At 68.8% G+C, this 22,497-nt stretch carries 22 protein-coding genes; 13 read left to right on the top strand and 9 right to left on the bottom strand.

Annotation, left to right across the window (positions count from 1 at the left end; genetic code table 11):
* The 5 genes from ACSFBC_RS22575 to ACSFBC_RS22555 all read left to right on the top strand — a co-directional run bounded on the left by ACSFBC_RS22575 (nucleotide 1) and on the right by ACSFBC_RS22555 (nucleotide 4,331).
* A complete protein-coding gene (locus ACSFBC_RS22575) occupies nucleotides 1-1,440 on the top strand; it encodes an efflux transporter outer membrane subunit (protein WP_435512575.1) in 1,440 nt (479 codons plus the stop codon).
* Nucleotides 1,441-1,475: 35 nt separating this feature from the next.
* Nucleotides 1,476-2,150 (top strand): helix-turn-helix transcriptional regulator, encoded by a 675-nt coding sequence (locus tag ACSFBC_RS22570; protein WP_435512574.1) that lies wholly within the window; start codon nucleotides 1,476-1,478, stop codon nucleotides 2,148-2,150.
* A 234-nt stretch (nucleotides 2,151-2,384) separates the two neighbouring features.
* Nucleotides 2,385-3,113 carry an energy-coupling factor ABC transporter ATP-binding protein gene (locus ACSFBC_RS22565; RefSeq protein WP_435512573.1) on the top strand — a complete coding sequence of 243 codons (729 nt, stop codon included), beginning with the start codon at nucleotides 2,385-2,387 and terminating at the stop codon, nucleotides 3,111-3,113.
* Nucleotides 3,106-3,699: a CbiQ family ECF transporter T component gene (locus ACSFBC_RS22560; RefSeq protein ID WP_435512572.1), complete on the top strand. Its 594-nt coding sequence runs from the start codon at nucleotides 3,106-3,108 to the stop codon at nucleotides 3,697-3,699. The genes ACSFBC_RS22565 and ACSFBC_RS22560 overlap by 8 nt, the downstream gene beginning before the upstream one ends.
* A gap of 50 nt (nucleotides 3,700-3,749) precedes the next feature.
* Nucleotides 3,750-4,331, top strand: a complete 582-nt coding sequence (locus ACSFBC_RS22555; RefSeq protein ID WP_435512571.1) for a biotin transporter BioY — start codon at nucleotides 3,750-3,752, stop codon at nucleotides 4,329-4,331.
* Between the two features lie 6 nt (nucleotides 4,332-4,337).
* Here the strand turns inward: ACSFBC_RS22555 and ACSFBC_RS22550 are convergent, their stop codons facing one another.
* Nucleotides 4,338-4,814, bottom strand: a complete 477-nt coding sequence (locus ACSFBC_RS22550) for a DUF6314 family protein (protein ID WP_435512570.1) — start codon at nucleotides 4,812-4,814, stop codon at nucleotides 4,338-4,340.
* A 95-nt stretch (nucleotides 4,815-4,909) separates the two neighbouring features.
* On the opposite strand from ACSFBC_RS22550, the gene ACSFBC_RS22545 reads away from it, so the two are divergent.
* Entirely contained in the window at nucleotides 4,910-5,911 is a 1,002-nt protein-coding gene (locus ACSFBC_RS22545) for an LLM class flavin-dependent oxidoreductase (RefSeq protein WP_435512569.1), read from the top strand.
* A gap of 7 nt (nucleotides 5,912-5,918) precedes the next feature.
* Here ACSFBC_RS22545 and ACSFBC_RS22540 read toward each other — a convergent pair whose 3' ends face one another.
* Nucleotides 5,919-7,070 carry an alpha-hydroxy acid oxidase gene (locus ACSFBC_RS22540; protein WP_435512568.1) on the bottom strand — a complete coding sequence of 384 codons (1,152 nt, stop codon included), beginning with the start codon at nucleotides 7,068-7,070 and terminating at the stop codon, nucleotides 5,919-5,921.
* 134 nt (nucleotides 7,071-7,204) lie between these two features.
* Nucleotides 7,205-8,086 (bottom strand): LysR substrate-binding domain-containing protein, encoded by an 882-nt coding sequence (locus tag ACSFBC_RS22535; RefSeq protein ID WP_435512567.1) that lies wholly within the window; start codon nucleotides 8,084-8,086, stop codon nucleotides 7,205-7,207.
* A gap of 94 nt (nucleotides 8,087-8,180) precedes the next feature.
* Between ACSFBC_RS22535 and mnmA the strand changes: the two genes are divergently transcribed.
* Nucleotides 8,181-9,341 carry a tRNA 2-thiouridine(34) synthase MnmA gene (gene mnmA / locus ACSFBC_RS22530; RefSeq protein ID WP_435512566.1) on the top strand — a complete coding sequence of 387 codons (1,161 nt, stop codon included), beginning with the start codon at nucleotides 8,181-8,183 and terminating at the stop codon, nucleotides 9,339-9,341.
* 130 nt (nucleotides 9,342-9,471) lie between these two features.
* Here the strand turns inward: mnmA and ACSFBC_RS22525 are convergent, their stop codons facing one another.
* The 5 genes from ACSFBC_RS22525 to ACSFBC_RS22505 are packed head-to-tail and all read right to left on the bottom strand — an operon-like array spanning nucleotide 9,472 to nucleotide 14,916.
* Complete coding sequence (locus tag ACSFBC_RS22525) at nucleotides 9,472-9,984, bottom strand: NUDIX hydrolase (protein ID WP_435512565.1); 513 nt, start codon at nucleotides 9,982-9,984, stop codon at nucleotides 9,472-9,474.
* Nucleotides 9,985-9,992: 8 nt separating this feature from the next.
* Nucleotides 9,993-10,424 (bottom strand): DUF4019 domain-containing protein, encoded by a 432-nt coding sequence (locus tag ACSFBC_RS22520; protein ID WP_435512564.1) that lies wholly within the window; start codon nucleotides 10,422-10,424, stop codon nucleotides 9,993-9,995.
* Between the two features lie 4 nt (nucleotides 10,425-10,428).
* Entirely contained in the window at nucleotides 10,429-12,861 is a 2,433-nt protein-coding gene (locus ACSFBC_RS22515; RefSeq protein WP_435512563.1) for a CHASE2 domain-containing protein, read from the bottom strand.
* Nucleotides 12,862-12,883: 22 nt separating this feature from the next.
* A complete protein-coding gene (locus ACSFBC_RS22510; RefSeq protein ID WP_435512562.1) occupies nucleotides 12,884-14,188 on the bottom strand; it encodes a FecR family protein in 1,305 nt (434 codons plus the stop codon).
* Nucleotides 14,185-14,916, bottom strand: a complete 732-nt coding sequence (locus ACSFBC_RS22505; RefSeq protein ID WP_435512561.1) for a response regulator transcription factor — start codon at nucleotides 14,914-14,916, stop codon at nucleotides 14,185-14,187. The genes ACSFBC_RS22510 and ACSFBC_RS22505 overlap by 4 nt, the downstream gene beginning before the upstream one ends.
* A 181-nt stretch (nucleotides 14,917-15,097) precedes the next feature.
* Here ACSFBC_RS22505 and bamE point away from each other — a divergent pair, with 181 nt between their 5' ends.
* From bamE to ACSFBC_RS22475, 6 genes are all read left to right on the top strand, one after another.
* On the top strand, nucleotides 15,098-15,613 hold the full coding sequence (bamE, locus tag ACSFBC_RS22500) for an outer membrane protein assembly factor BamE domain-containing protein (RefSeq protein WP_435512560.1): 516 nt from the start codon (nucleotides 15,098-15,100) through the stop codon (nucleotides 15,611-15,613).
* 102 nt (nucleotides 15,614-15,715) lie between these two features.
* A complete protein-coding gene (locus ACSFBC_RS22495; RefSeq protein WP_435512559.1) occupies nucleotides 15,716-16,846 on the top strand; it encodes a Re/Si-specific NAD(P)(+) transhydrogenase subunit alpha in 1,131 nt (376 codons plus the stop codon).
* A 20-nt stretch (nucleotides 16,847-16,866) separates the two neighbouring features.
* On the top strand, nucleotides 16,867-17,220 hold the full coding sequence (locus tag ACSFBC_RS22490) for an NAD(P) transhydrogenase subunit alpha part 2 (RefSeq protein WP_435509135.1): 354 nt from the start codon (nucleotides 16,867-16,869) through the stop codon (nucleotides 17,218-17,220).
* Nucleotides 17,217-18,719 (top strand): NAD(P)(+) transhydrogenase (Re/Si-specific) subunit beta, encoded by a 1,503-nt coding sequence (locus ACSFBC_RS22485; RefSeq protein ID WP_435512558.1) that lies wholly within the window; start codon nucleotides 17,217-17,219, stop codon nucleotides 18,717-18,719. The genes ACSFBC_RS22490 and ACSFBC_RS22485 overlap by 4 nt, the downstream gene beginning before the upstream one ends.
* 68 nt (nucleotides 18,720-18,787) lie before the next feature.
* Nucleotides 18,788-20,467: a long-chain-fatty-acid--CoA ligase gene (locus tag ACSFBC_RS22480; RefSeq protein ID WP_435512557.1), complete on the top strand. Its 1,680-nt coding sequence runs from the start codon at nucleotides 18,788-18,790 to the stop codon at nucleotides 20,465-20,467.
* A gap of 10 nt (nucleotides 20,468-20,477) precedes the next feature.
* Nucleotides 20,478-21,203: a 5'-methylthioadenosine/adenosylhomocysteine nucleosidase gene (locus ACSFBC_RS22475; RefSeq protein WP_435512556.1), complete on the top strand. Its 726-nt coding sequence runs from the start codon at nucleotides 20,478-20,480 to the stop codon at nucleotides 21,201-21,203.
* Nucleotides 21,204-21,492: 289 nt separating this feature from the next.
* Here ACSFBC_RS22475 and corA read toward each other — a convergent pair whose 3' ends face one another.
* Entirely contained in the window at nucleotides 21,493-22,479 is a 987-nt protein-coding gene (gene corA, locus ACSFBC_RS22470; protein ID WP_435512555.1) for a magnesium/cobalt transporter CorA, read from the bottom strand.
* Nucleotides 22,480-22,497: the final 18 nt, after the last annotated feature.

Genomic DNA, 22,497 nt, shown 5'->3' with positions numbered 1-22,497 from the left:
ATGACCATGACGACAAGACTCTTTTCCCATGCCGCGCCTCTCGCGCTCGGCGTGATGGTGCTGGCCGGTTGCGCCGTCGGGCCGACCTACACCGCGCCGGTGGATGCACCGGTCGCCATCTCCGCGCCCGAGCGCTCGCTGTTCGCCAACGACGCGGTGCAGCGCGACTGGTGGCGCCAGCTCGACGATGCGCAGCTCGATGCGCTGATCGAACGCGCGCTGGGCAACAACCACGACATCCGCATCGCGCAGGCCCGTTTGCTGGAGGCGCGCGCCACGCAGACCGAGGCCGAGCTCGACCGCCTGCCCGTCGTCACGATGGGCGCCAGCAAGACACGCAGCATCGCGCAGGGCAACGGCACGCCGGCCGATGCGCGCACGCTGGCGCAAAGCAGCCGCGCGGGCTTCGATGCCTCGTGGGAGATCGACCTGTTCGGCCGCCTGCAGCGGCTCGACCAAGCGGCCACGGCGCGCGCGCAGGCCACGGCCGCCGACCTCGAACAGGTGCGCATCGTGGCCGTGGCCGAACTGGCCCGCAACTACTACGAGATGCGCGGCGCCGAGCAGCGCCTCGCCGTGACGCGCCGCACGCTCGACAGCCTGCGCAGCAGCCTGCGCGTGACCGAGGCGCAGGTGCAGACCGGTCGCGGCCTCGAAGGCGACCTGGCGAGCGCGCAGGCCAACCTGGCCACCACCGAAAGCCAGCTGCCGGCGCTCGAGACCACCCGCCGCCAGGCGGCCTATCGCGTGGCCGTGCTGGCCGGCCTGCGCCCCGCCGAGCTGGAGCCGATGCTGCAGCCGCAACAGTTGCGCGTGCTCGACAAGCGCCTGCCCATCGGCGACCTGGGCGACCTGCTGCGGCGCCGGCCCGACGTGCTGCGCGCCGAGCGCGGCCTGGCGGCCAGCACGGCCGACGTGGGCGCCACCACGGCAGAGCTGTACCCGCGCTTCGACATCGGGGGCTTCCTGGGCTTCATTGCGCTGCGTGGTGCCGACCTGGGCAGCGCGTCGAGCCGCGCCTTCAGCGTGACGCCCGGCGTGAGCTGGCCCGCGCTGCGACTGGGCTCGGTCAAGGCCCGCGTGCGCGGCGCCGAGGCCCGCGCCGAAGGCGACCGCGCGCGCTACGAACAGACCGTGCTGCGCGCCATCGAGGACGTCGAGGGCGCACTGACCGGCTACGGCCAGAACCAGTTGCGCCTGCAACGGCTGGTCGAAGCCTCGGCCCGCAGCGGCCGCGCCGCCGAACTGGCCGAGGTGCGCTACCGCGAAGGGGCCGCCCCCTACCTGGGCGTGCTCGACGCACAGCGCACCCTGCTGCGCGCGCAGGACGCCGTGGCAGAGGCCGAAACCGCCTCGTACACCAGCCTCGTGGCGCTCTACAAGGCGCTGGGTGGCGGCTGGCAAGCACCTTCGAATGGAAGGGAAGGGCCCCACACCTGACAATCACATCGATTTCCTCCACGATTGAACTCGCCATGCCCGCCCCAGATGCCAAGCCCACCTGGATGCCGCACCAGCCGGCAGACCGCATCCTCTCGACGCTCAAGACCCGCGGCGCGCTCGGCATTCCCGACATCGCCAAGGTGCTGAACGTCACGGTGGAAGCGGTGCGCCAGCAGATGGCCAAGCTGCAGGCCGACGGCCTGGTGGACGCCGAGAGCCGCCCCAGCGGGCGCGGCCGGCCCACGCAGATCTGGCGGCTCACCGGCGAAGGCCACAAGCGCTTTCCCGACACGCATGCAGAAATGACGGTGCAGATGATCAGCGCCGTCGTCAGCGTGTTCGGCCAGAAGGGCATGGACCAGCTCATCGGTGCGCGCGAGAACACCATGCGTGCCAACTACACCGAGGCCATGCGCGGCGCGCGCAGCCTCGAGATGCGGCTGCAACGGCTCGTCGACATCCGCAGCCGCGAAGGCTACATGGCCGAGTGCCAGCCCGAGGGCGACGGCTTTCTGCTGATCGAGAACCATTGCCCGATCTGCACCGCGGCGCAGGCCTGCACAGGCTTTTGCCGCAGTGAACTGCAACTCTTCGACGAAGTGCTGGGGCCCGACGTGCGCGTCAGCCGCGTCGAACATATCCTGGCGGGCGCGCGACGCTGCGCCTACCGGATCGAGCCGAAGGTGGATTCGACCGACGCTGCCTGAAGGCCTGCGGTCACTGTCTCCCGACGAGGGGCGCACGCCGGTCGCGTTGCGGATGTCGGGCGAGTCGGCATCGCTGCTGATCGATCTGCCGAGCGGCAAGCAGAACGTCACGCGCCAGGAGCCGACGGTGTCGCGACTGTCGGCGCCCCACGCGCGGTGACGCCTGCGCATGCGCGGGCCCGTCGAAGGCTTCAAGTAAAGTGGCGCCCCTTGCTCCAGACAACGAATCCCCCCTTGCCCGCCGACGGCCTTCGCCTCGAGGATGTCACGCTGGTGCGTGGCACGCGGCGCGTGTTCGAGCGCCTCACGCTGCATCTGACGGAGCGCCGCATCGGCCTGATCGGTGACAACGGCGCCGGCAAGAGCAGCCTCTTCCGCCTGCTGTGCGGGCTCGACCGGCCCGACGAGGGGCGGGTGCGGGTGCACGGACTGGACACGGCGTCCGGGCGCCGCCAGCTGCCTCGCCACATCGGGCTGATGTTCCAGAACCCCGACGACCAGATCGTCTTTCCGACCGTGGCCGAGGAACTGGCCTTCAGCCTGACGGCGCAGGGCGCGGCGCGCGCTGCGGCACGCGCGCAGGCCCAGGCCTTCCTCGCGCAGCGGGGTCTCTCGGACTGGGCAGGCCGCGCGGTGGGCGAACTCAGCCAGGGCCAGCGCCAGCAGGTCTGCCTGCTGGCGCTGCAGATCTGCAGCCCGCGCACGCTGCTGCTGGACGAGCCTTTCGCGAGCCTCGACCTGCCGAGCCAGGCGCGGCTGTCCGCGCAGCTCGCGGCGACCGAACAGCAGGTCGTGGTGTCGACCCACCAGCTCGACACGGTGCGCGGCTTCGAGCGCGTGCTGTGGCTGGCCGATGGCCAGGTGCGCGCCGATGGCAGCGGTCAGGCGGTGTGCGCGGCGTATGTCGACGACGTGCGCGCACGCGCCGAGGCCGAGCACCGCCACGGCGTGTCGCATGCGTAGCCTCTATTCGTCGCAGACCACCTGGCTGCATGGGCTGCCCGCGTGGCTCAAGCTCGCGGTTCTCTCCGTCGGCGGCACGCTGCTGGTGCTGATGAACCGGCCGCTCTCGCTCGCCGTGGTGTTGGGGGTCGTGCTGCTGTGCTTCGTGTCGCTCGGCCCGCCCGCGTGGCGCCGCGCGCGCATGCTGCTGGGCATGGCGGTGGCCGGGGCGCTGATCGTCGGCTTCCACGTCGCGCTGGGCTCGACGATGCTGGGCGTGGCCAGCGCGTTGCGGCTCGCGAGCGCCGCGCTGCTGGCCTTGATGCTCACGCTGAGCACGCGCTTCGACGACCTGCTGGCCGTGCTCGAGGCCGTGCTGCAGCCGTTGCAGCGGCTGGGCGTGCCGACCGAGCGGCTGGCGCTGGGCCTCGGGCTGATGCTGCGTTTCGCCGAGAATTTCCATGCCCAGTGGCAGCGCCTCGACGATGCCTACCGGGTCCGCGCAGGCCATGGCGGCGGCTTCCGCCTGCTGGCGCCGCTGACCATTCGCACCCTGCAGACCGCGGAGCGCGTGGCCGACGCGCTGGCCGTGCGACTGGGCCGCTGACGCGCGGCCCGGGCCCTGAAATCTTCCACTTCCTCACTGGATCGACACCCATGACTTCTTCTGCCGGTTCTCTTACTTCGTCACGTTCCCTTTCGTACGTCGCGCTGTTCGCCGCCCTGATGGCCGTGTTCGGCCTGATCCCCAAGATCGACCTGCCCTTCGGCGTGCCGATCACGCTGCAGTCGCTGGGCGTGATGCTGGCCGGCTGCCTGCTCGGGCCACGGCGCGGCTTCTGCGCGATCGCGCTGTTCCTGCTGGCCGTGGCGCTGGGCCTGCCCCTGCTGCCGGGCGGCCGCGGCGGGCTGGGCGTGTTCGTGGGCCCGACCGCGGGCTTCCTGTTCGGCTGGATGTTCGGTGCCTTCGCCTGCGGCCTGCTGATGCGCCGCATGGCGCGCCTGACCGGCGCGGGCCTTCTGGCCGGTGCCTTCGTCGCGGCACTGGTCGGTGGCATCGGGGTGGTCTATGCCTTCGGCATCGCCGGCCTGTCCTGGGTGGCCCACATGTCGCTGACGCAGGCCGCGATGGCCATGCTGATCTTCATCCCGGGCGATTTGGTCAAGTGCGGCCTGTGCGCGCTGCTGGTCCAGACCGTGATGCGCGGCATGCCGAGCTGGCGCCTCGACCGCGACTGAGGTGCGCTAAACGCTGCTGCGTCGGAACACGGTCTCCGACACATAGGCCTTGCGCGGTCCGTGCACCGTGTGGCGGATCACGAAGCGGCCGTCGGCCAGAAATCGGTAGCGGCTTTCGTAGGTGTCGGGCGTGCACAGGTGCGTGGCCGCGCCGGTCCATGCGTCGCCCTCGGGGGCCAGCACGATGCCGTGAAAGAGCCGCGGCGGGGTCTCGGCGAAGAACACGGCCAGGCCGTCCGGCGCCCGTTCGAAGCGGTACTCGCGGTGCCCGTCGAATGCCTGGCCATTGGCCAGGCGCACCCGGCCGTCCTCGCGGTAGTGAAGGCTGTCGGCGCCCTCGCGCGTGAACACCGCGACGCCGTGCATCTCGGCCTGGCCTTCGATGGTGCGCATCAATTGCCAGGCACCCTCGAGCCGGTCGAAGACCGCATCGGCGGCGCCCCAGGGCGCGCAGGATGTGGAGGAGGGGCTGGGCAGGGTCATGCATCCGGACTCTACGCCACGGGCCACCCGGCCCTAGCAGACTGCGCAATGGCCTGCCTCAGCAGGCCAAAGCCGATCGGTCCATGATGCGCGCCATGGCCGATTTTTCCATCCTCGATCTCTCCCCGATCTGCGAGGGCAGCGATGCCGCGCAGTCGTTCCGCAATTCCCTGTCGCTGGCGCAGCATGCCGAAGCGCAGGGCTACCGCCGTTACTGGCTGGCCGAACACCACGGCATGCCGGGCATCGCGAGCGCGGCCACGGCCGTGCTGCTGGCCCACATCGGCGCCGGCACTTCGACCATCCGCATCGGCGCGGGCGGCGTGATGCTGCCCAACCATTCGCCGCTGGTGATCGCCGAGCAGTTCGGTACGCTCGAATCGCTCTACCCGGGCCGCATCGACCTGGGCCTGGGCCGCGCGCCCGGTTCCGACCAGCGCACCGCGCGCGCACTGCGCCGCAACCTCGAATCGGATTCCGACCAGTTCCCGCAGGACGTGATCGAGCTCATGGACTTCATGAGCAAGGAGCCGCGCCAGCCCGTGATGGCGGTGCCGGGCCGCGGCCTCGAGGTGCCGGTGTGGATCCTGGGCTCGAGCACCTTCGGCGCGCAGCTGGCGGCGCATCTCGGGCTGCCCTATGCCTTCGCTTCGCACTTCGCGCCGCAGCAGATGATGGCGGCCATCCGAATCTACCGCGAGAGCTTCAAGCCTTCGGCGCAGCTGGCCAAGCCCTATGTGATGCTGGGCTTCAATGCCTTCGCGGCCGAGACCGACGAGGAAGCGCGCTTCCGCGCGAGCTCATGGCAGCAGGCCTTCGTGAACCTGCGCAGCGGACGGCCGGGCCGGCTGCCGCTGCCGGTCGAGGACTACTACGCGAGCGTGGGACCGGCCGAGCGCGCGCTGCTCGACTCGGTGCTGTCCTGCTCGGCCGTCGGCTCGCGCGAGACGGTGCGCGCCGGTCTGGCGGCCTTCATCGAAAGCACCGGCGCCGACGAGCTCATGATCACCGCGCAGGTGCATGACCACGCGGCGCGGCTGCGCTCCTACGAGATCGTGGCCGAGTTGCACAAGGAACTGTTCCCGGCCCGCGCCTGATGCCGGCTCAGGTGGGATAGCTTCCCGGCAGCAGGATGCGCTTGTCCACGTTCTGGATGTCGGTGTGGCCGCAGAAGGCCATGGTCACGTCCAGCTCCTTGTGGATCAGCTGCAGCGCCTTCGTCACGCCGGCTTCGCCCATCGCGCCCAGGCCGTAGGCCATGGCGCGGCCGATCATGGTGCCGCGCGCGCCCAGCGCCCAGGCCTTGAGCACGTCCTGGCCGCTGCGGATGCCGCCGTCCATCCAGACCTCGGTCTTCGAGCCCACCGCGTCGACGATCGGCGGCAGCGCCTCGATGCTCGAGGGCGCACCGTCGAGCTGGCGGCCGCCGTGGTTGCTCACCACGATGGCGTCGGCACCGGCGTCGACCGCCAGCTGCGCATCCTCGGCCACCATGATGCCCTTGAGGATCAGCTTGCCGCCCCATTGCTTCTTGACCCATTCGACGTCGGCCCACGACAGCGTCGGGTCGAACTGCTCGTTGGTCCAGGCCGACAGCGAACGCATGTCGCTCACGCCCTTGACGTGGCCGACCAGGTTGCGGAAGGTGCGGCGCTTGGTGCCCAGCATGCCCAGGCACCAGGCCGGCTTGGTGGCGAGGTTGACGATGTTCCTGAGCGTGGGCCGCGGCGGCGCGGTCAGGCCGTTCTTCAGGTCCTTGTGGCGCTGGCCGATCACCTGCAGGTCGAGCGTGAGCACCAGCGCGCTGCACTTCGCGTTGCGCGCGCGCTCGATCATGCGGGCCATCGATTCGCGGTCGCGCATCATGTAGAGCTGGAACCAGAAGGGCGCGCTCGTGTGCTCGGCGATGTCCTCGATCGAGCAGATGCTCATGGTCGAGAGCGTGAACGGGATGCCGAACTTCTCGGCCGCGCGCGCCGCATGGATCTCGCCGTCGGCATGCTGCATGCCCGTCAGCCCGACCGGCGCGATCGCGACCGGCATCTTCGCGGCCTGGCCGACCATGGTGGTCGCGGTGGTGCGGCCTTCCATGTTGACCGCCACGCGCTGGCGCAGCTTGATCTTCTTGAAGTCCTCGCTGTTGGCGCGGTAGGTGCCTTCGGTCCACGAACCGGAGTCGGCGTAGTCGTAGAACATGCGCGGCACGCGCTTCTCGGCCAGGACGCGCAGATCTTCGATGGTGGTGATGGTGGTCATGTCGGAACGATGTCGGAGGGAATGGGAGCGTGCCGCACTGTAGGGGCGGCGGGCCGGTGGCGGCGTGAATTCTGGGCCGGGCGCGCGTGAAGGTTTTTCAAACAGGCGGCGCGACGGCGCCTGGCTGACGGTGCTCAATCGTCCAGCGCCTGACGCAGCCAGTCGACGAAGGCGGCGCATTCCCAGCGCTCCAGCGTGCCCGGCTTCCAGCACAGGAAATAGTCGTTGGGTGAGCGCACGCTCTCGCGCGACAGCCGGACCAGCCGTCCGCTGTCGAGCCAGGCCTGGCCGAGCTTGAGCCGCATCAGCGCGACGCCGAAGCCGGCCACCGCGGCGTCGAGCACCAGCCCCAGGTCGTTGAACTGGGTGCCGGTGCGCGGCTCGGGCAGGCCGATGCCGCAGGCCCGGAACCAGGTGTGCCAGGGTTCGAGCGGCGAGGGGATGAGGTGCGCGCGTGCCACGATCTCGTCGGTGTCGAAGCCGTCGAGCGGGCCGGTCTCGTGCAGGTACTCGGGGCTGCAGACCGGGCAGATGTCTTCCGACAGCAGGTGCGTCGATTCGCGGTCGGCGAAGCCGCCGGTGCCCAGGCGCAGCTCGATGTCGGCCTCCTCGGCCGTCAGGTGATGGCCCGGGATCGTGACCTGCAGCATCAGCTCGATCTCGGGGTAGGCATGCCGAAAGCGGGCCAGCCGCGGCAGCAGGATCTGGCGCGAGAAGGTGGGCGTGACGGCCACCCGCAGCCGCGTCGGCGCGTCGGGCCCGCGCTGGCGGCCGGGCACCTGCTGCAGCGCGGTCAGGGCCTCGCGCACGCGCGGCAGGTAGGCCGTGCCCTCGGCGCTCAGGCTGAAGTCGCCGCGCGCGAACACCTTGCAGTCGAGCTGCGTCTCGAGCTGGCGGATGCGGTGGCTCACCGCACTCGGCGTGACGCTCAGTTCCTCGGCCGCCTGCGTGACGCTGCGCAGGCGCGCGAGCGCCTCGAAGGCGAGCAGGCTCTGGATGGGCGGAATGCGGGACATGGCGGGGATTGTGGCGTGCCCGCATCGCCCCCTGCCGCTCGGTGATTTCCCGCATGCGGGCGCCGGTCGGCCGAGGCTGGGACAATGGCGCCCTATGAAAAAGCAGCGCATCGTGGTCGGCCTGAGTGGCGGCGTCGACTCCGCCGTCACCGCGCACCTGCTCAAGGAGCAGGGCCACGAGGTGGTCGGCATCTTCATGAAGAACTGGGAAGACGACGACGACAGCGAGTACTGCTCGTCGAACGTCGACTTCATCGACGCGGCCAGCGTGGCCGACGTGCTGGGCATCGAGATCGAGCACGTCAACTTCGCGGCCGACTACAAGGACCGGGTGTTCGCCGAGTTCCTGCGCGAGTACCAGGCCGGCCGCACGCCCAATCCCGACGTGCTGTGCAACGCCGAGATCAAGTTCAAGGCCTTCCTCGACCATGCGATGCGGCTCGGTGCCGAGAAGATCGCCACGGGTCATTACGCGCGTGTGCGCCTGAACGAAGGCACGGGCCGGCACGAACTTCGGAAGGGCCTGGACCCGGCCAAGGACCAGAGCTATTTCCTGCACCGCCTGAACCAGGCGCAGCTGTCGAAGACGCTGTTCCCGGTGGGCGAGCTGCACAAGACCGAGGTGCGCCGCATCGCCGACGACATCGGCCTGCCCAACGCGAAGAAGAAGGACTCGACCGGCATCTGCTTCATCGGCGAGCGGCCGTTCCGCGAGTTCCTCAACCGCTACATCTCCAAGGCGCCCGGCCCGATCAAGGACGAGCGCGGCCGCACGCTGGGCGAGCACCAGGGCCTGAGCTTCTACACGCTGGGCCAGCGCCAGGGCCTGGGCATCGGCGGCGTGAAGGAACGCGGCGCGCAGCGCGGCGCGGGCGACCATTCGCCCTGGTTCGTGGCGCGCAAGGACATGGCGGCCAACACGCTCTGGGTGGTGCAGGGCCACGACCATCCCTGGCTGCTGTCGCAGACGCTCCGCGCCGACGACGCGAGCTGGGTCGCGGGCGCGGCACCGGTGGCCGGCACGTACGGCGCCAAGTCGCGCTACCGGCAGGCCGACGCGGCCTGCGCGCTGGGCGAGGGCGCGAACGGCGCCTTCCACCTCGACTTCGCGCAAGCGCAATGGGCGGTCACGCCGGGGCAGTCGGCGGTGCTTTATGACGGCGACGTGTGCCTGGGTGGCGGAGTGATTGCGTCCCCCCCCGAAGCGCCTTCGGCGCCTCCCCCACTGGGGGGGCGACACCGGCGGCCCGGCTGAAAACGTGCGAATGAACCTGCTGCGCACCCCGATCCCGCATCTGCGGTGCTCACCGCACGGGAGTGCGGCTCCGCTCCTCAATGCAGGCTCGGGGCGCTCGCGACGGTTCCTTCACACGTTTTGAGTCGACTCAACGCAGCGGCGTGGCGTGCACCGAAGCGTCGGTATGGATCAGCGACAGCGGATGGCGCTGGCCCGCCAAGTAGTCCTCGATGCACTCCAGCAGCAGTGGGCTGCGGTGCCGGTCGACGCTGGCGCGGAGCTCGTCGGGCGTCATCCAGAGCGTGCGCACGATGCCGTCGTCGAGCGTGCGCGCGGGCTCGAAATCGCCCAGCGTGCCGGCAAAGGCGAAGCGCAGGTAGGTGACGTCTTCCTCGCTGTCGCGCTGCGCGGTGCCGGTGCCCGGCGTGCGCTGGAAGCGGGCCATGTAGATGCCCACCAGCGCGGTCGGCGTGAAGTGGTGGGCGGTTTCCTCCAGCGCCTCGCGGGCGCAGCCTTCGGCGGGCGATTCGCCCGGGTCGAGGTGGCCGGCCGGTGTGTTGAGCTTCAGGCCGTGCGCCGTGTGCTCCTCGACCAGCAGGAAGCGGCCGTCGCGTTCGATCACGGCGGCCACCGTGACGTTGGGTTTCCAGCGTGCCGTCATGCCAGGCCTCAGCGCAGCACGTAGCCGCTGAAGCGCCAGATGCGGTCGCTGTCGAGATGGAAGCTCAGCAGTTCGCGCACCGGTGCAGGCCGGTCGGCGAAGCGGCTCTCGTATTCGACGCTGACGTACTGGCCGCCGAGCTCCGGGTCGGCGTCGTTCACCACTTGCCGGTTCACCGCCACCCAGGTGCGCTGCTGCGGGGCGCCGAGCGGCGCACGCGCCTTGGCGACCATGGCGATGAAGTCGGCGCGCGACACCCGCTTGCGCGCCGCCGGCGCGGCCCCGTCCCAGAGCTCGCCCACCTGGTCCTGGTCGATCATCTGCACCGCCTGCAGTCCGCCGCGCACCATGTCGCTGGGCTCCACCTCCTGGGCAGTTGCAAGACCGAAGCCGCCGGCAAGGCAGAGGGCGACAACGGCGAGTTTGGCAAAGCGGATCATCTTTTCATTCCTTGTGGTGGAGGTGATGACACAGTGCCTGCATTTCGGCGGCGCTGGGTCGCGGGAGAACCAGGGTGACGGTGCACCCGGCATCGGCTGCGCTGTCGATCTCGATCGTGCCGCCATGACGTTGCACGGCGGTGCGCACCAGCAGCAGGCCCAGGCCCACGCCGTGCACCTCGGGGTGGCTTTCACGGTGCAGGCGATGGAAAGGCTGGAACAGCTGCGACTGTAGCGCCGGGGGGATGCCCGGGCCGTGGTCCCGCACGGCGATGGCCCAGAAGCCCTCGCGCGCACGCACCGAGCAGTCGAGGTCGGCGCCGGCCGGCGAGTACTTGAGGGCGTTGCTCAACACGTTGGTGAGCGCCCGGGTCAGCAAGGAGCGGTCGGCGATGCAAAGGGCTTCTTCGTGGGTGCTGAGGAAGCGCACCTGCACCTGTTTCTTGTGCGCGTGGGCCCAGGCGTTGTCGATGGCCAGCTGCAGCAGGCTCGCCACGTCGAGCAATTCCGCGTGGAAGGGCTGTGCCTCGGCGCGCGCCAGGTTGACGAAGCCGTCGGCCAGTTCGAGGCCGGTCTGGGCATGTCGCCCGATGCGGTCGAGCAGCGCCTGGCCGCCGAGCACTTCCGGCCGTGTGCGCGCGAGTTCGATGGCCGTGAGGATCGACGCACTCGGTTCGCGGATGTCGTGCGAGATGAAGCGCAACGCCTCGTCGCGCTGGCTCTGCGCCTGCCGCATCCGCGTGATGTCGACCAGTGCGCTCATCCAGCCGGCATGCTTGTTTCGCGCGTCGAAGAAGGGCACGCAGCGCAGCAGCAGAATGCGGCCGAAGGCGTCTTCTCCCTCGCCGAGGATGGGCGCCAGCTCGGGCCCGTTCAGCACGCCGGGCGTCACCATGGGCGCGCCCGTGGTGCGCCAGCGCAGGTCGGCCAGCAGGTCGTGCGCGTCGTGGCCCGCCAGGCTCTGCGGCGCCACTTTCCAGTGGTGGGCCGCCGCGAGATTGGCGATGAAGACGCGGCCGTCGCGGTCCAGCACCAGCGTGGCATCGGCCATGTGATCGATCCCGTCGCGCACGAAGCGGTGCAGGTCGCGCATGCGCAGGCCGGCGGCCGAAGTGGCGGTCATCTGGCGGTCCAGGAAGTCGCCCGCCAGCCGCGGCGGACCGGTCACGGGCAGGCCGTCGAGCGCTTCGTTGAGCTGCGCCGTGCCCCAGCGCAGATAGCGCAGTGCCGCCGTCAGTCGCATCAGGCTCCACAGCGGATAGACCAGCAGCAGGCCCAGAAGGCCGGAGGCCGGCGCGAACTGGATGCCGACCCAGGGGCGGGCGTTCTGCAGGCCCAGTCGCACCGCGAGCAGCGCGCAGATCAGCGCCACCACTGCCAGCGGGCGCAGCCACAGCAGACCGAGCAGCGCGATGCCCATCGGCAGCAGGTTGTACGCCAGGTCCTGCGTCGGGCTCGCCACCACCACGTGGCGTCCGTTCTGCAGTGCCTGCAGCACGCTGGCGAAGATTTCGACACCGGGCACCAGGCCGTGCGGGTTGGGCGTCGACGTGGCGTACAGGTCGCCCAGCCCGGCGGCGGTGGCGCCGACCAGCACGTAGCGGTCGCGGAAGGTGTCGGGCGCGACCCGGCCGCGCAGCACGTCGATGTACGAGACAGTCTTGAAGGCCGGCGTGTCGGCCGTGCCGGCGGTGAAGATGATCGCCTCGTGCCCGCTGCGCAACCAGGGCCCGGGATTCGTGGGCGTCAGGGCCGGTGGTGCGGGCGTGGACGGCATCGGGCCGCCGGCATAGGCTTCTGCCGCCTCCTGCAGCGCCAGCGCGAAATGCGGCCAGCCGCGGCCGGCGAAGCCCTCGCGCAGGTAGACGCTGCGCACGATGCCGTCTTCGTCGAGCGACAGGTGCGCATGACCGATGGCGGCCGCCGCCTTCGCCAGCACGGGCACCGGCAGCATTTCGGAAGGGCGCTGCGAGCCGCGCGACTGCAGCGCCATCGGAAGCACGACGCAGCCGCTGTCGGCGATGCCCGCGGCGAGCACCTCGTCGTCGCCGGGGTGTTCGAGGTCGGTGTCGGTGAGCAGCACGTCGAGACCGATGCAGCGCGGGCTTTCCGCCGCGATACGGCGCAACAGCTCGGCATGCAGCGCGCGCCGCCAAGGCCAGCGGCCGATGGCGGCCAGGCTCTTCTCGTCGATGGCGACGATCACGATCTCGTGCGATGGCGGCTGGCGCATCCCGGCGCTCGCGTTGTCCTGCAGCATGCGGTCGAGGCGCGGCATCGACTGCATCAGCGTGAGCACCGTGACCAGCGCGGTCAGCCCGATCGCCAGCAGCAGCCATGCCAGCCGACGCGCCAGCATCCGCCGCAACCGGCTCTGCCAGCGCGGGCGGCGATGGTGGCCCGCGGGGGCCGTGGCGGCACCGGAATCGGCAGGCATGGTGGGCAGAGGCGCGCGGTGGTCAGCCTCGGGCGACCGACCGCCCATCCGCGATGCGCAGGAGATCGCCGCTCGACCTGTTCGCCGCCGGGCCGATGTGCATGCGGCGGGCCGGCGGGAACAGGCCGCTCAGGCCCGAGACGCTCCAGTGCTGCGCGCGGAAGGTCTGGCGGGCCTTGCCGGTGATGCGTGCGCCCGTCGCGGGCGACGGGGCGGCGGGCGGCACGGGCTGCGCCTGGACGCGGAAGGCGCGCAGGGTCCTGGGGCCGGTCAGGCCTTCGCGATCGATGGCGCGCACGCTGACCATGTAGTCGCCGTCGTCGAGGGCCGGGAACTGGATGTGACCGCTCTCGAAGGTGCCGTTGCGCAGGACCTCGCGCAGGCTTTCCGGCCGCGCGATGCGCACTTCGTAGCCGGCCAGCGTGCCATCGGGCGGCGGCAGGTCGAACACCAGCGCGCCGGCATCCTGCAGGACGGCCGGCAGTGACGACAGGTCGGGCGGTGCCGGCAGCGCGGGGCGTTTGTGGAGCTGGCCGTCGGCCTCGATCACTGCGCCTTCGCCCGCCTGGACCTCGGCGCCGTACAGGCTGTTTTTCCCTTGGGGCTGCACCTTGACCATGCCCCTGGTCACGGCGGTCGAGACCCGTCCTTCTGGCGAGACGGCCACGGCGAAGCGCGTTCCACGCACGCTGGCCACGGCGCCCGGCGCATGGATCTCGAAGACGCGGCCTTTGGGCTGTCGCTCCACCTCCGATTCGACCTTGCCGCGGCGCACCTGGATCACCGATTCGTAAGACCCGGTGGCACGCCTGTTGCGCAGGCGTTTGAGTTCGACATCGGAGTCGGCCAGCACCCGTACCACCGAGCCGTCCGCCAGCCGCAGCCGCAGGTAACCGTCCTTGGGCACCTGGATGCGGAGGCCTTCGGTCACGGCGTCGCCGGTGGCGAGCGGCACGGGAGGCGCATCGGGCGTGCCGTTGGCATCCCCGGCTGTCGCTGCCGAAGCGGACGCATTGAAGCCCGTGGCCTTGCCCTGGGCGAATTCCACCTTGGCCGTCGCCAGGCAGGCAGAACGCAGCAGTGCGCGCGGAACGTGGATCACGCTCCCGGGGGCGGGCTCGGCGGCGTCGGCCAGATGGTTGATCGCCTGCAGTTCACGCCAGCGCGAAGGCGAGCGCAGATAGCGCTCGCCCAGCGACTGCAGCGTCTCGCCCGCCACCACCCTGTGTCGGAGGTCGCTGCGTGGCGGCACCGCGGCCTGCACACTGCCCACCACCAGCGCGCAGGCCATCAGCGCAGCCTGCGCACTGCACTTCGCGACGATCATGCCGAAAAGCCGCTCGTCGCTTCCCTCAGGGTCGTGAAGTCGGTGCCGTCGATGGATTCCAGTCGGTAGCCCAGGCCATAGATGGCCGACAGCAGGAAACCGTTGGCGGGACGCAGGTCGAGCTTGGTGCGCAAGCGCGAGATGTGCGTGTCCAGCGAGCGCGAGGGCGTCTCGGCGCCCAGGCCCCACACCGCTTCGCGCAGGTGCTCCCGTGACAGCAGGCGGCCCAGGTTCTGGAACAGGAACAGCGCGAGTTCGTATTCGCGGTGCTTGAGCTCCGTGGGCTCGCCCTTGAACTTGAGCGTGCGGGAATGGGGGTGGAAATGGTAGGGGCCGAAGACCAGTTCCGGTTCGAACTGCGCGGGGTACGAACGCCGCAGCAAGGCACGCACGCGTGCCTCCAGTTCGGCGATCCGGATCGGCTTCACCATGAAGTCGTCGGCGCCGGCCGTGAGCCCTTCCACCATGTCGGCCTCTTCGCGACGATTGGTCACGAAAAGGATGGGCAAACGGCTGTTGAGATCTTCCCGAATCCATTTCACGACCGTGGGACCCTGCACATCGGGCAGCGCCCAGTCGAGGATCAGCAGGTCATAGGTCTGTAGGCGCAATTCGCGCAACAGCGTGGTTCCGTCGGAAAAGCCATGGCATTCATGGCCGATTCCTTCCATGGTCAGGCGAATCAAGTCCAACTGGACTGATTCGTCATCAAGTGCGGCAATTCGCATTGCATCTCCCTTTGTTTTCAGGTCCGGAGTCTAGGTGCGGGGCATCTGTTGACCAAGTGTAATGACACTTGTAATTGTTAACTATTGCACGGATGTTGGGTGAGATGGTCAATAAGTGTCATTAAGTGCCAAAAGATTCGCGTATTGCATTGGAGTGTGGTCGCTTGAATGATTACATTGGATGCGGAAAAATTTCCAATTATTTTTAATTGACATTATTTTGCAATTGACCCGATGGGGTGGCGCATTGATGAACCAGAGGATTCCGCTGAAAAAATTCGCGTGGCTGGCGGGAGGCGCCGGGTTGCTGGCCGGCTGCGCCCTTCCGGTGGACACGTCGCATCGCGGTCCGGGCGCGGCCCCATCCATCGTTGCGGCCGGCGCGCAGGGTGCGCGGGGGGAGGGCCGCTTTCCGGATCGGGCTCTGGTGGCGCAGGCCGAAGTCGGCGTGCGCGCAGCCGATCTGCTGCGGTGGTTCGGCCCACCGGATGCGGGCGACGAGCGCAGCACGGCCGGCGCCGGGGAATGGGAGTACATCTTTCACTTTCGCAGCGGCGGCGGTGTGACGACCTGCCGCTACAAAGTGGGGTTCGACAGCGCGCGCGTGGCGCGCAGCGTGCATTGGCTGCCCTCGGCATGCGGTGACTGGTTGGCCGTCAAGGCGCCGGTGCAGGCGCAGGGCAAGGCCGCACCCTGAGGGCCCGACGCCTGCGCAAGCGTGCGGCCAGCCGGCGAGGCCTTCGGGTAAGCTCCCGAGCCAACAACAACGCAGCCCCGCGCTGCCCCGAGGAGATTCTCTATGCTGATAGGTGTACCAGCCGAGACGCTGGCCGGAGAAACACGCGTGGCGGTGACGCCGGAGACCGCGAAGAAGTTGGTGGCGCAGGGCCACGTGGTGGTGGTGCAGTCGGGCGCGGGGGTGTCGGCCAGCGTGACCGATGCGGCCTACGAAGCCGCCGGTGCGCGCATCGTCGATGGGGCCGAGGCCTTCGCCGCCGAGATCGTGCTCAAGGTGCGCGCGCCCTCGGACGCCGAAGCCGCCTTGCTCAAGCCCGGTGCCGTGGTCGTCGGCATGCTCAACCCCTTCGATGCCGCGGGCCTGCAGCGCCTGGCCGCGGCCGGGGCCGTGGGTTTCGCGTTGGAAGCCGCTCCGCGCACCACGCGCGCCCAGAGCATGGACGTGCTGTCTTCCCAGGCCAACATCGCCGGCTACAAGGCCGTGATGATCGCGGCCGACCAGTACCAGCGCTTCTTCCCGATGCTCATGACGGCCGCGGGCACGGTCAAGGCCGCGCGCGTGGTGATCCTGGGTGTCGGTGTGGCGGGCCTGCAGGCGATTGCCACGGCCAAGCGCCTGGGGGCGGTCATCGAGGCTTCTGATGTGCGCCCCAGCGTGAAGGAGCAGATCGAGTCGCTGGGCGGCAAGTTCATCGAGGTCTCCTACGACACCGCCGAAGAGAAGGAAGCGGCTGTGGGCGTGGGCGGCTACGCCAAGCCCATGCCCGCGAGCTGGCTGGCGCGCCAGCAGGTCGAGGTGGCCAAGCGCGTGGCGCTGGCGGACATCGTGATCAGCACGGCGCTCATTCCCGGTCGTGCGGCGCCGACCTTGATCACCGAAGAGATGGTCAAGTCCATGAAGCCGGGCTCGGTGATCGTGGACATCGCAGCGGGCAAGGGGGCAGACGGCGTGGGTGGCAACTGCCCGCTGTCCGAAGCCGACCGCACGGTGGTCAAGCACGGCGTGACGATCGTGGGCGAGACGAACCTGCCCGCGCGCGTGGCGGCGGACGCCTCGGCGCTGTATGCGCGCAACGTGCTGGACTTCCTCAAGCTGGTGCTGCCCAAGGAGGGGGGTCTGAAGATCGACCTCGAAGACGACATCGTGGCGGCCTGCCTGGTCACGCGCGACGGTCAGGTGACCCGCAAGTAAAAAAAACAAGGAGCCGAGACATGGAATCCGTCAACCCGACCGTCATCAACCTGATCATCTTCGTGCTGGCCATCTACGTGGGCTACCACGTGGTGTGGACGGTCACGCCCGCGCTGCACACGCCGCTGATGGCGGTGACCAACGCGATCTCGGCGATCGTGATCGTGGGCGCGATGCTCGCGGCCGCGCTCACCACCACGCCGCTGGGCAAGACCATGGGCGTGCTGGCCGTGGCGCTGGCCGCGGTGAACGTCTTCGGCGGCTTCCTGGTGACCCGGCGCATGCTGGAGATGTTCAGGAAGAAAGAGAAGAAGCCTGTCCTGAGCAAGGTCGAAGGGGCCGCACCCGCTGCCGGCAAGGGAGACGCAGCATGAGCATGAGCCTCGTCACGCTGCTGTACCTGGTGGCCAGCGTCTGCTTCATCCAGGCCTTGAAAGGCCTGAGCCACCCCACCACATCGATCCGCGGCAACGTCTTCGGCATGAGCGGCATGGCGATCGCCGTGCTGACCACGATCGCGCTGATCCATGGCCAGGCCCGGGCGCTGAACATCGACTTCGGCACCGGCATCGCCTATGTGCTGGTCGCGCTGGTGGTGGGCGGCGGTCTGGGCGCCTACATGGCCAACAAGGTCGAGATGACCAAGATGCCCGAGCTGGTGGCCTTCATGCACAGCATGATCGGGCTGGCGGCGGTGTTCATCGCGGTGGCCGCGGTGGCCGAGCCCTGGGCCTTCGGCATCACGGCCGCACCGGTGGCCGCGGCCATCGGCAGCGTCGCGGTCGATGGCGGGGCGGTGCTGATCGACGGCTTCCTGCGCTACGCCATCCCCGCGGGCAACCGCCTGGAGCTGTTCCTGGGCGCGGCCATCGGCGCGATCACCTTCAGCGGCTCGGTCATTGCCTTCGGCAAGCTCTCGGGCAAGTACGAGTTCCGCCTGTTCCAGGGCGCGCCGGTGCAGTTCCAGGGCCAGCACATGCTCAACCTGGTGCTGGGCCTCTTGACCGTCGCGCTGGGCCTGGTGTTCGTCTTCACCGAGAGCTGGACGGCTTTCTTCGCGATGCTGGCGCTGGCCTTCGTGATGGGCGTGCTGATCATCATCCCGATCGGCGGGGCGGACATGCCGGTGGTGGTGTCGATGCTCAACAGCTACTCGGGCTGGGCGGCTGCGGGCATCGGCTTCAGCCTGAACAACGCGATGCTGATCATCGCGGGCTCGCTGGTGGGCAGCTCGGGCGCGATCCTGAGCTACATCATGTGCAAGGCGATGAACCGCAGCTTCTTCAACGTGATCCTGGGCGGCTTCGGCGGCGAGGCGGTCACGGCGGGGGGCGGTGCCAAGGAGCAGCGGCCCGTGAAGAGCGGCAGCGCGGACGATGCGGCCTTCGTCCTGAGCAATGCCGAGACGGTGGTCATCGTGCCGGGCTACGGCCTGGCGGTGGCGCGCGCGCAGCACGCGGTCAAGGAGCTGGCGCAGAAGCTCACCGACAAGGGCATCACGGTGAAGTACGCGATCCACCCGGTGGCCGGGCGCATGCCGGGGCACATGAACGTGCTGCTGGCGGAGGCCGAGGTGCCCTACGACCAGGTGTTCGAGATGGAGGACATCAACGGCGAGTTCGGCCAGGCCGACGTGGCGATCATCCTGGGCGCGAACGACGTGGTGAACCCTGCCGCGCACACCAAGGGCAGCGCGATCTACGGCATGCCGATCCTGGAGGCCTACAAGGCCAAGACGGTGATCGTGAACAAGCGCTCCATGGCTGCGGGCTACGCGGGCCTGGACAACGAACTCTTCTACATGGACAAGACCATGATGGTCTTCGGCGACGCCAAGAAGGTCGTGGAAGACATGGGCAAGGCGATCGAGTAGGCCTTCGCCTGGAGACCGCAAGCGCCGCGTCGCGGCGCTTTCCTTTTTTCTGAAGTGGAGACAAGAACATGACGGACCGTCCCTGGCTCGCCAGCTATCCCCCCGGCGTCCCCGCCGACATCGATCCTTCGAGCTATGCCTCGCTGGTCGGTTTGATGGAGGAGAGCTTCTCGAAGTACGCCGATCGCACCGCCTACAGCTTCATGGGCAAGGAGGTGCGCTATGCGGAGGTCGATCGCCGCAGCCGCGACTTCGCGGCCTACCTGCAGGGCCTCGGCCTGGTCAAGGGCGACCGCGTGGCGGTGATGATGCCCAACTGCCTGCAGTACCCGATCGCGGTGGCCGGCATCCTGCGCGCGGGCCTGATCCTGGTGAACGTCAACCCGCTCTACACCGCGCGCGAACTCGAGCACCAGTTGCAGGACAGCGGTGCCACGACCATCGTGATCATGGAGAACTTCGCAGCGACGCTGCAGCACTGCCTCGCGTCCACCCCGATCCGCCACATCGTGCTCGGCGCGATGGGCGACCGGCTGGGCCTGCTCAAGGGCACGCTCGTCAACTACGTGGTGCGCAAGGTGAAGAAGCTGGTGCCGCCCTACGTCTTGCCGAGCGCGGTGCGCTTCAACAAGGCGCTGGGCGACGGCGGGCGGCGGGAACTGAAGGCTCCGGCCATCGGTCCCGACGACGTGGCGGTGCTGCAGTACACCGGCGGCACGACCGGCGTCGCCAAGGGCGCGGTGCTGCTGCATCGGAACGTGATCGCCAACGTGCTGCAGTCAGAGGCCTGGAACGCGCCCGCGATGAAGAAGGTGCCGGCCGGCGAGCAGCCGACCAGCGTCTGCGCACTGCCGCTGTATCACATCTTCGCGTTCACGGTGAACATGATGCTGGGCCTGCGCACCGGCGGCAAGGTGCTGCTGATCCCGAATCCGCGCGACCTCGCGGCCACGCTCAAGGAGCTGTCGAAGCACACCTTCCACAGCTTCCCCGCGGTCAACACGCTGTTCAACGGCCTGGCCAACCATCCCGACTTCGGCACCGTGAACTGGAAGAACCTCCAGGTCTCGGTCGGCGGCGGTATGGCGGTGCAGGGCGCCGTGGCCAAGCTCTGGCTCGAGAAGACGGGGTGCCCCATCTGCGAGGGCTACGGCCTGTCCGAGACTTCGCCCACGGTCAGCTGCAACCCGATCACCAGCACCGTCTACACCGGCACCATCGGCGTGCCCTTGCCGAGCACGCGCATGACGCTGCTCGACGACGACGGCCGCGAAGTGGCGCCCGGCGAACGCGGCGAAATCGCGATCAAGGGACCGCAGGTGATGGCCGGCTACTGGCAACGTGCCGACGAGACCGCCAAGGTCATGACGGACGACGGCTGGTTCAAGTCGGGCGACATCGGCGTCGTCGACGAGCGCGGTTTCTTCAAGATCGTCGACCGCAAGAAGGACATGATCCTGGTGTCGGGCTTCAACGTGTACCCGAACGAGATCGAGGACGTCGCGGCGCTGATTCCCGGCGTGCTCGAATGCGCGGCCGTCGGCGTGCCCGACGACAAGACCGGCGAGGCGGTCAAGCTGGTGATCGTGCGCAAGGACCCGTCGCTCACCGAAGAGCAGGTGCGTGCCTTCTGCCGCGAGAACCTCACCGGCTACAAGCGTCCGAAGGTCATCGAGTTCCGCACGGACATGCCCAAGACGCCGGTCGGCAAGATCCTGCGCCGCGAACTGCGCGACGCGAAGAAGTAAGGGCCGCACGATGCACGCAGCGGCGCCAATCGCCATCGTCGCGGCGATGCATGAAGAGCTGGCCGCGCTGCTCGAGCGCATGCCCGACGAGCGCAAGGTCACGGTCGCGGGCCGCGACTTCTGGCAGGGCCACCTGCACGGCCACGAAGTGATCGCGGTGCTCGCACGCATCGGCAAGGTGGCGGCGGCCACCACGGCCACGGTGCTGGCCGAGCGCTTCCGCGTCGGCCGCGTGGTCTTCACCGGCGTCGCGGGCGGCCTGGGCCCCGGCGTGCAGGTGGGCGACGTGGTGGTCGCCGACGCCTTCCTGCAGCACGACATGGACGCATCGCCGATCGCCCCGCGGTACGAGGTGCCGCTCTACGCGAAAAGCCGTTTCCCGGCCGATGCCGCGTTGGCTGCGGCGCTGCGCGAAGCCGCCCGCACGGCCTTGCCGCAGGCCCGCGTGCACCACGGGCTGGTGATCAGCGGCGACCGCTTCGTCTCCACCACGGCCGAGGCGCGCGCATTGCAATCCGAGTTGCCCGATGCGCTCGCGGTCGAAATGGAAGGCGCCGCCTTCGCCCAGGTCTGCCACGATTTCGACCTGCCTTTCGCGGCCGTCCGCACCATCTCCGACCGCGCCGACGACGCCGCGCACGGCGACTTCCTGGCATTCATCCGCACCGTCGCGAGCCCGTATTCGGCTGCGATCGTGGATGCGTTGCTAAGCGCGTTGCCCAAACCCCAACAGTAAAACGGCAGGGGCGGCCTTCACCAGAGACACCCTGGAACCGGCTTAGCCGGGCCAGCGGTGTCGCCCCCTCGAGGGAGGGCCCAGCCCTTCGGGGTGGTTCAAGTCTTCACCAGAGATGCCGCAGAACCGGCTTTGCCGGGCTGCTGGCATCGCCCCCTTGAGGGGGAGGGCGAAGCCCTCGGGGGTGATCCCGTCTTCACGTGTCTTCACCAGAGACACCCTGGAACCGGCTTAGCCGGGCCAGCGGTGTCGCCCCCTTGAGGGGGAGGGCGAAGCCCTCGGGGGTGGTCTACTTCAACCAGCCCCGGCGCCGGAAATACCACATCGGGACCAACGCACTCGCCACCATCAGCGCGATCGCATAGGCATAGCCGTAGGCCCAGTCGATCTCGGGCATGACGCGGAAGTTCATGCCGTAGACGCTCGCGATCAGCGTGGGCGGCAGCAGCGCGACGCTAGCCACCGAGAAGATCTTGATGGTCTTGTTCTGGTTGATGTTGATGAAGCCGACGGTCGCATCCATCAGGAAGTTGATCTTGTCGAACAGGAAGGCCGTGTGGTTGTCCAGCGATTCGATGTCGCGCAGGATCTGCCGCGCTTCCTCGAACTGCTCGGCGTTGAGCATCTTGCTGCGCATCATGAAGCTGACCGCGCGGCGCGTGTCCATCACGTTGCGGCGGATGCGCCCGTTCAAGTCTTCCTGGCGCGCGATGGCGCCCAGCACCTCGCCGGCCAGCTCGTCGCTCACGTTGCCCTCGAGCACCTTCTTGCCCGCGACCTCGAGCTCGTCGTAGATGTTCTCCAGCGTGTCGGCCGAGTACTCGGCGTCGGCGTCGAACAGCTTCAGCAGCACTTCCTTGGCGTCTTCGATCAGGCCCGGCGCGCGGCGTGCGCGCATGCGCAGCAGGCGGAACACCGGGATGTCCTCGTCATGGATCGAGAACAGCACGCCGCGGCTGCGCAGCTCGGCGTTGTGCTGGTTCAGGATGAAGGCCACGCGCACCGAGCGCGCGTTCTCTTCCTCGTCGATCAGGAAGTCGCTTCGAATGTGCAGTTCGCCGTTGTCTTCCTCGTAGAAGCGCGCCGATTCCTCGATGTCCTCGTCCATCGCGTCTTCGGGGATGGACAGGCCGTAGTACTGCTTGATCCAGCGCTTTTCCTCGACCGTCGGCGATTCGAGGTCGACCCAGATGGGCTGGAACTGTGACAGCTCTTCGAGGGCCTCGATCTCTTCCTGAACGAGGCGCCCATTGGCAAGCGTGAAGATGTTGAGCATGGCTCACTCCCGTGAAAA

It is taken from the genome of Variovorax frigidus (genome assembly GCF_051216515.1).
In the GTDB taxonomy this organism is placed as follows: domain Bacteria; phylum Pseudomonadota; class Gammaproteobacteria; order Burkholderiales; family Burkholderiaceae_C; genus Variovorax.
The sequence above is the reverse complement of the archived record's forward strand: the minus strand, read 5'-3'. Positions and strand labels throughout refer to the sequence as shown.

Bases quoted from the DNA above. Each gene is read 5' to 3' on its own strand.
- ACSFBC_RS22575 (WP_435512575.1), top strand. From the start codon at position 1: ATGACCATGACGACAAGACTCTTTTCCCATGCCGCGCCTCTCGCGCTC.
- ACSFBC_RS22570 (WP_435512574.1), top strand. From the start codon at position 1,476: ATGCCCGCCCCAGATGCCAAGCCCACCTGGATGCCGCACCAGCCGGCA.
- ACSFBC_RS22560 (WP_435512572.1), top strand. From the start codon at position 3,106: ATGCGTAGCCTCTATTCGTCGCAGACCACCTGGCTGCATGGGCTGCCC.
- ACSFBC_RS22555 (WP_435512571.1), top strand. From the start codon at position 3,750: ATGACTTCTTCTGCCGGTTCTCTTACTTCGTCACGTTCCCTTTCGTAC.
- ACSFBC_RS22550 (WP_435512570.1), bottom strand. From the start codon at position 4,814: ATGACCCTGCCCAGCCCCTCCTCCACATCCTGCGCGCCCTGGGGCGCC.
- ACSFBC_RS22545 (WP_435512569.1), top strand. From the start codon at position 4,910: ATGGCCGATTTTTCCATCCTCGATCTCTCCCCGATCTGCGAGGGCAGC.
- ACSFBC_RS22540 (WP_435512568.1), bottom strand. From the start codon at position 7,070: ATGACCACCATCACCACCATCGAAGATCTGCGCGTCCTGGCCGAGAAG.
- ACSFBC_RS22535 (WP_435512567.1), bottom strand. From the start codon at position 8,086: ATGTCCCGCATTCCGCCCATCCAGAGCCTGCTCGCCTTCGAGGCGCTC.
- mnmA (WP_435512566.1), top strand. From the start codon at position 8,181: ATGAAAAAGCAGCGCATCGTGGTCGGCCTGAGTGGCGGCGTCGACTCC.
- ACSFBC_RS22525 (WP_435512565.1), bottom strand. From the start codon at position 9,984: ATGACGGCACGCTGGAAACCCAACGTCACGGTGGCCGCCGTGATCGAA.
- ACSFBC_RS22520 (WP_435512564.1), bottom strand. From the start codon at position 10,424: ATGATCCGCTTTGCCAAACTCGCCGTTGTCGCCCTCTGCCTTGCCGGC.
- ACSFBC_RS22515 (WP_435512563.1), bottom strand. From the start codon at position 12,861: ATGCCTGCCGATTCCGGTGCCGCCACGGCCCCCGCGGGCCACCATCGC.
- ACSFBC_RS22510 (WP_435512562.1), bottom strand. From the start codon at position 14,188: ATGATCGTCGCGAAGTGCAGTGCGCAGGCTGCGCTGATGGCCTGCGCG.
- ACSFBC_RS22505 (WP_435512561.1), bottom strand. From the start codon at position 14,916: ATGCGAATTGCCGCACTTGATGACGAATCAGTCCAGTTGGACTTGATT.
- bamE (WP_435512560.1), top strand. From the start codon at position 15,098: ATGCGGAAAAATTTCCAATTATTTTTAATTGACATTATTTTGCAATTG.
- ACSFBC_RS22495 (WP_435512559.1), top strand. From the start codon at position 15,716: ATGCTGATAGGTGTACCAGCCGAGACGCTGGCCGGAGAAACACGCGTG.
- ACSFBC_RS22490 (WP_435509135.1), top strand. From the start codon at position 16,867: ATGGAATCCGTCAACCCGACCGTCATCAACCTGATCATCTTCGTGCTG.
- ACSFBC_RS22485 (WP_435512558.1), top strand. From the start codon at position 17,217: ATGAGCATGAGCCTCGTCACGCTGCTGTACCTGGTGGCCAGCGTCTGC.
- ACSFBC_RS22480 (WP_435512557.1), top strand. From the start codon at position 18,788: ATGACGGACCGTCCCTGGCTCGCCAGCTATCCCCCCGGCGTCCCCGCC.
- ACSFBC_RS22475 (WP_435512556.1), top strand. From the start codon at position 20,478: ATGCACGCAGCGGCGCCAATCGCCATCGTCGCGGCGATGCATGAAGAG.
- corA (WP_435512555.1), bottom strand. From the start codon at position 22,479: ATGCTCAACATCTTCACGCTTGCCAATGGGCGCCTCGTTCAGGAAGAG.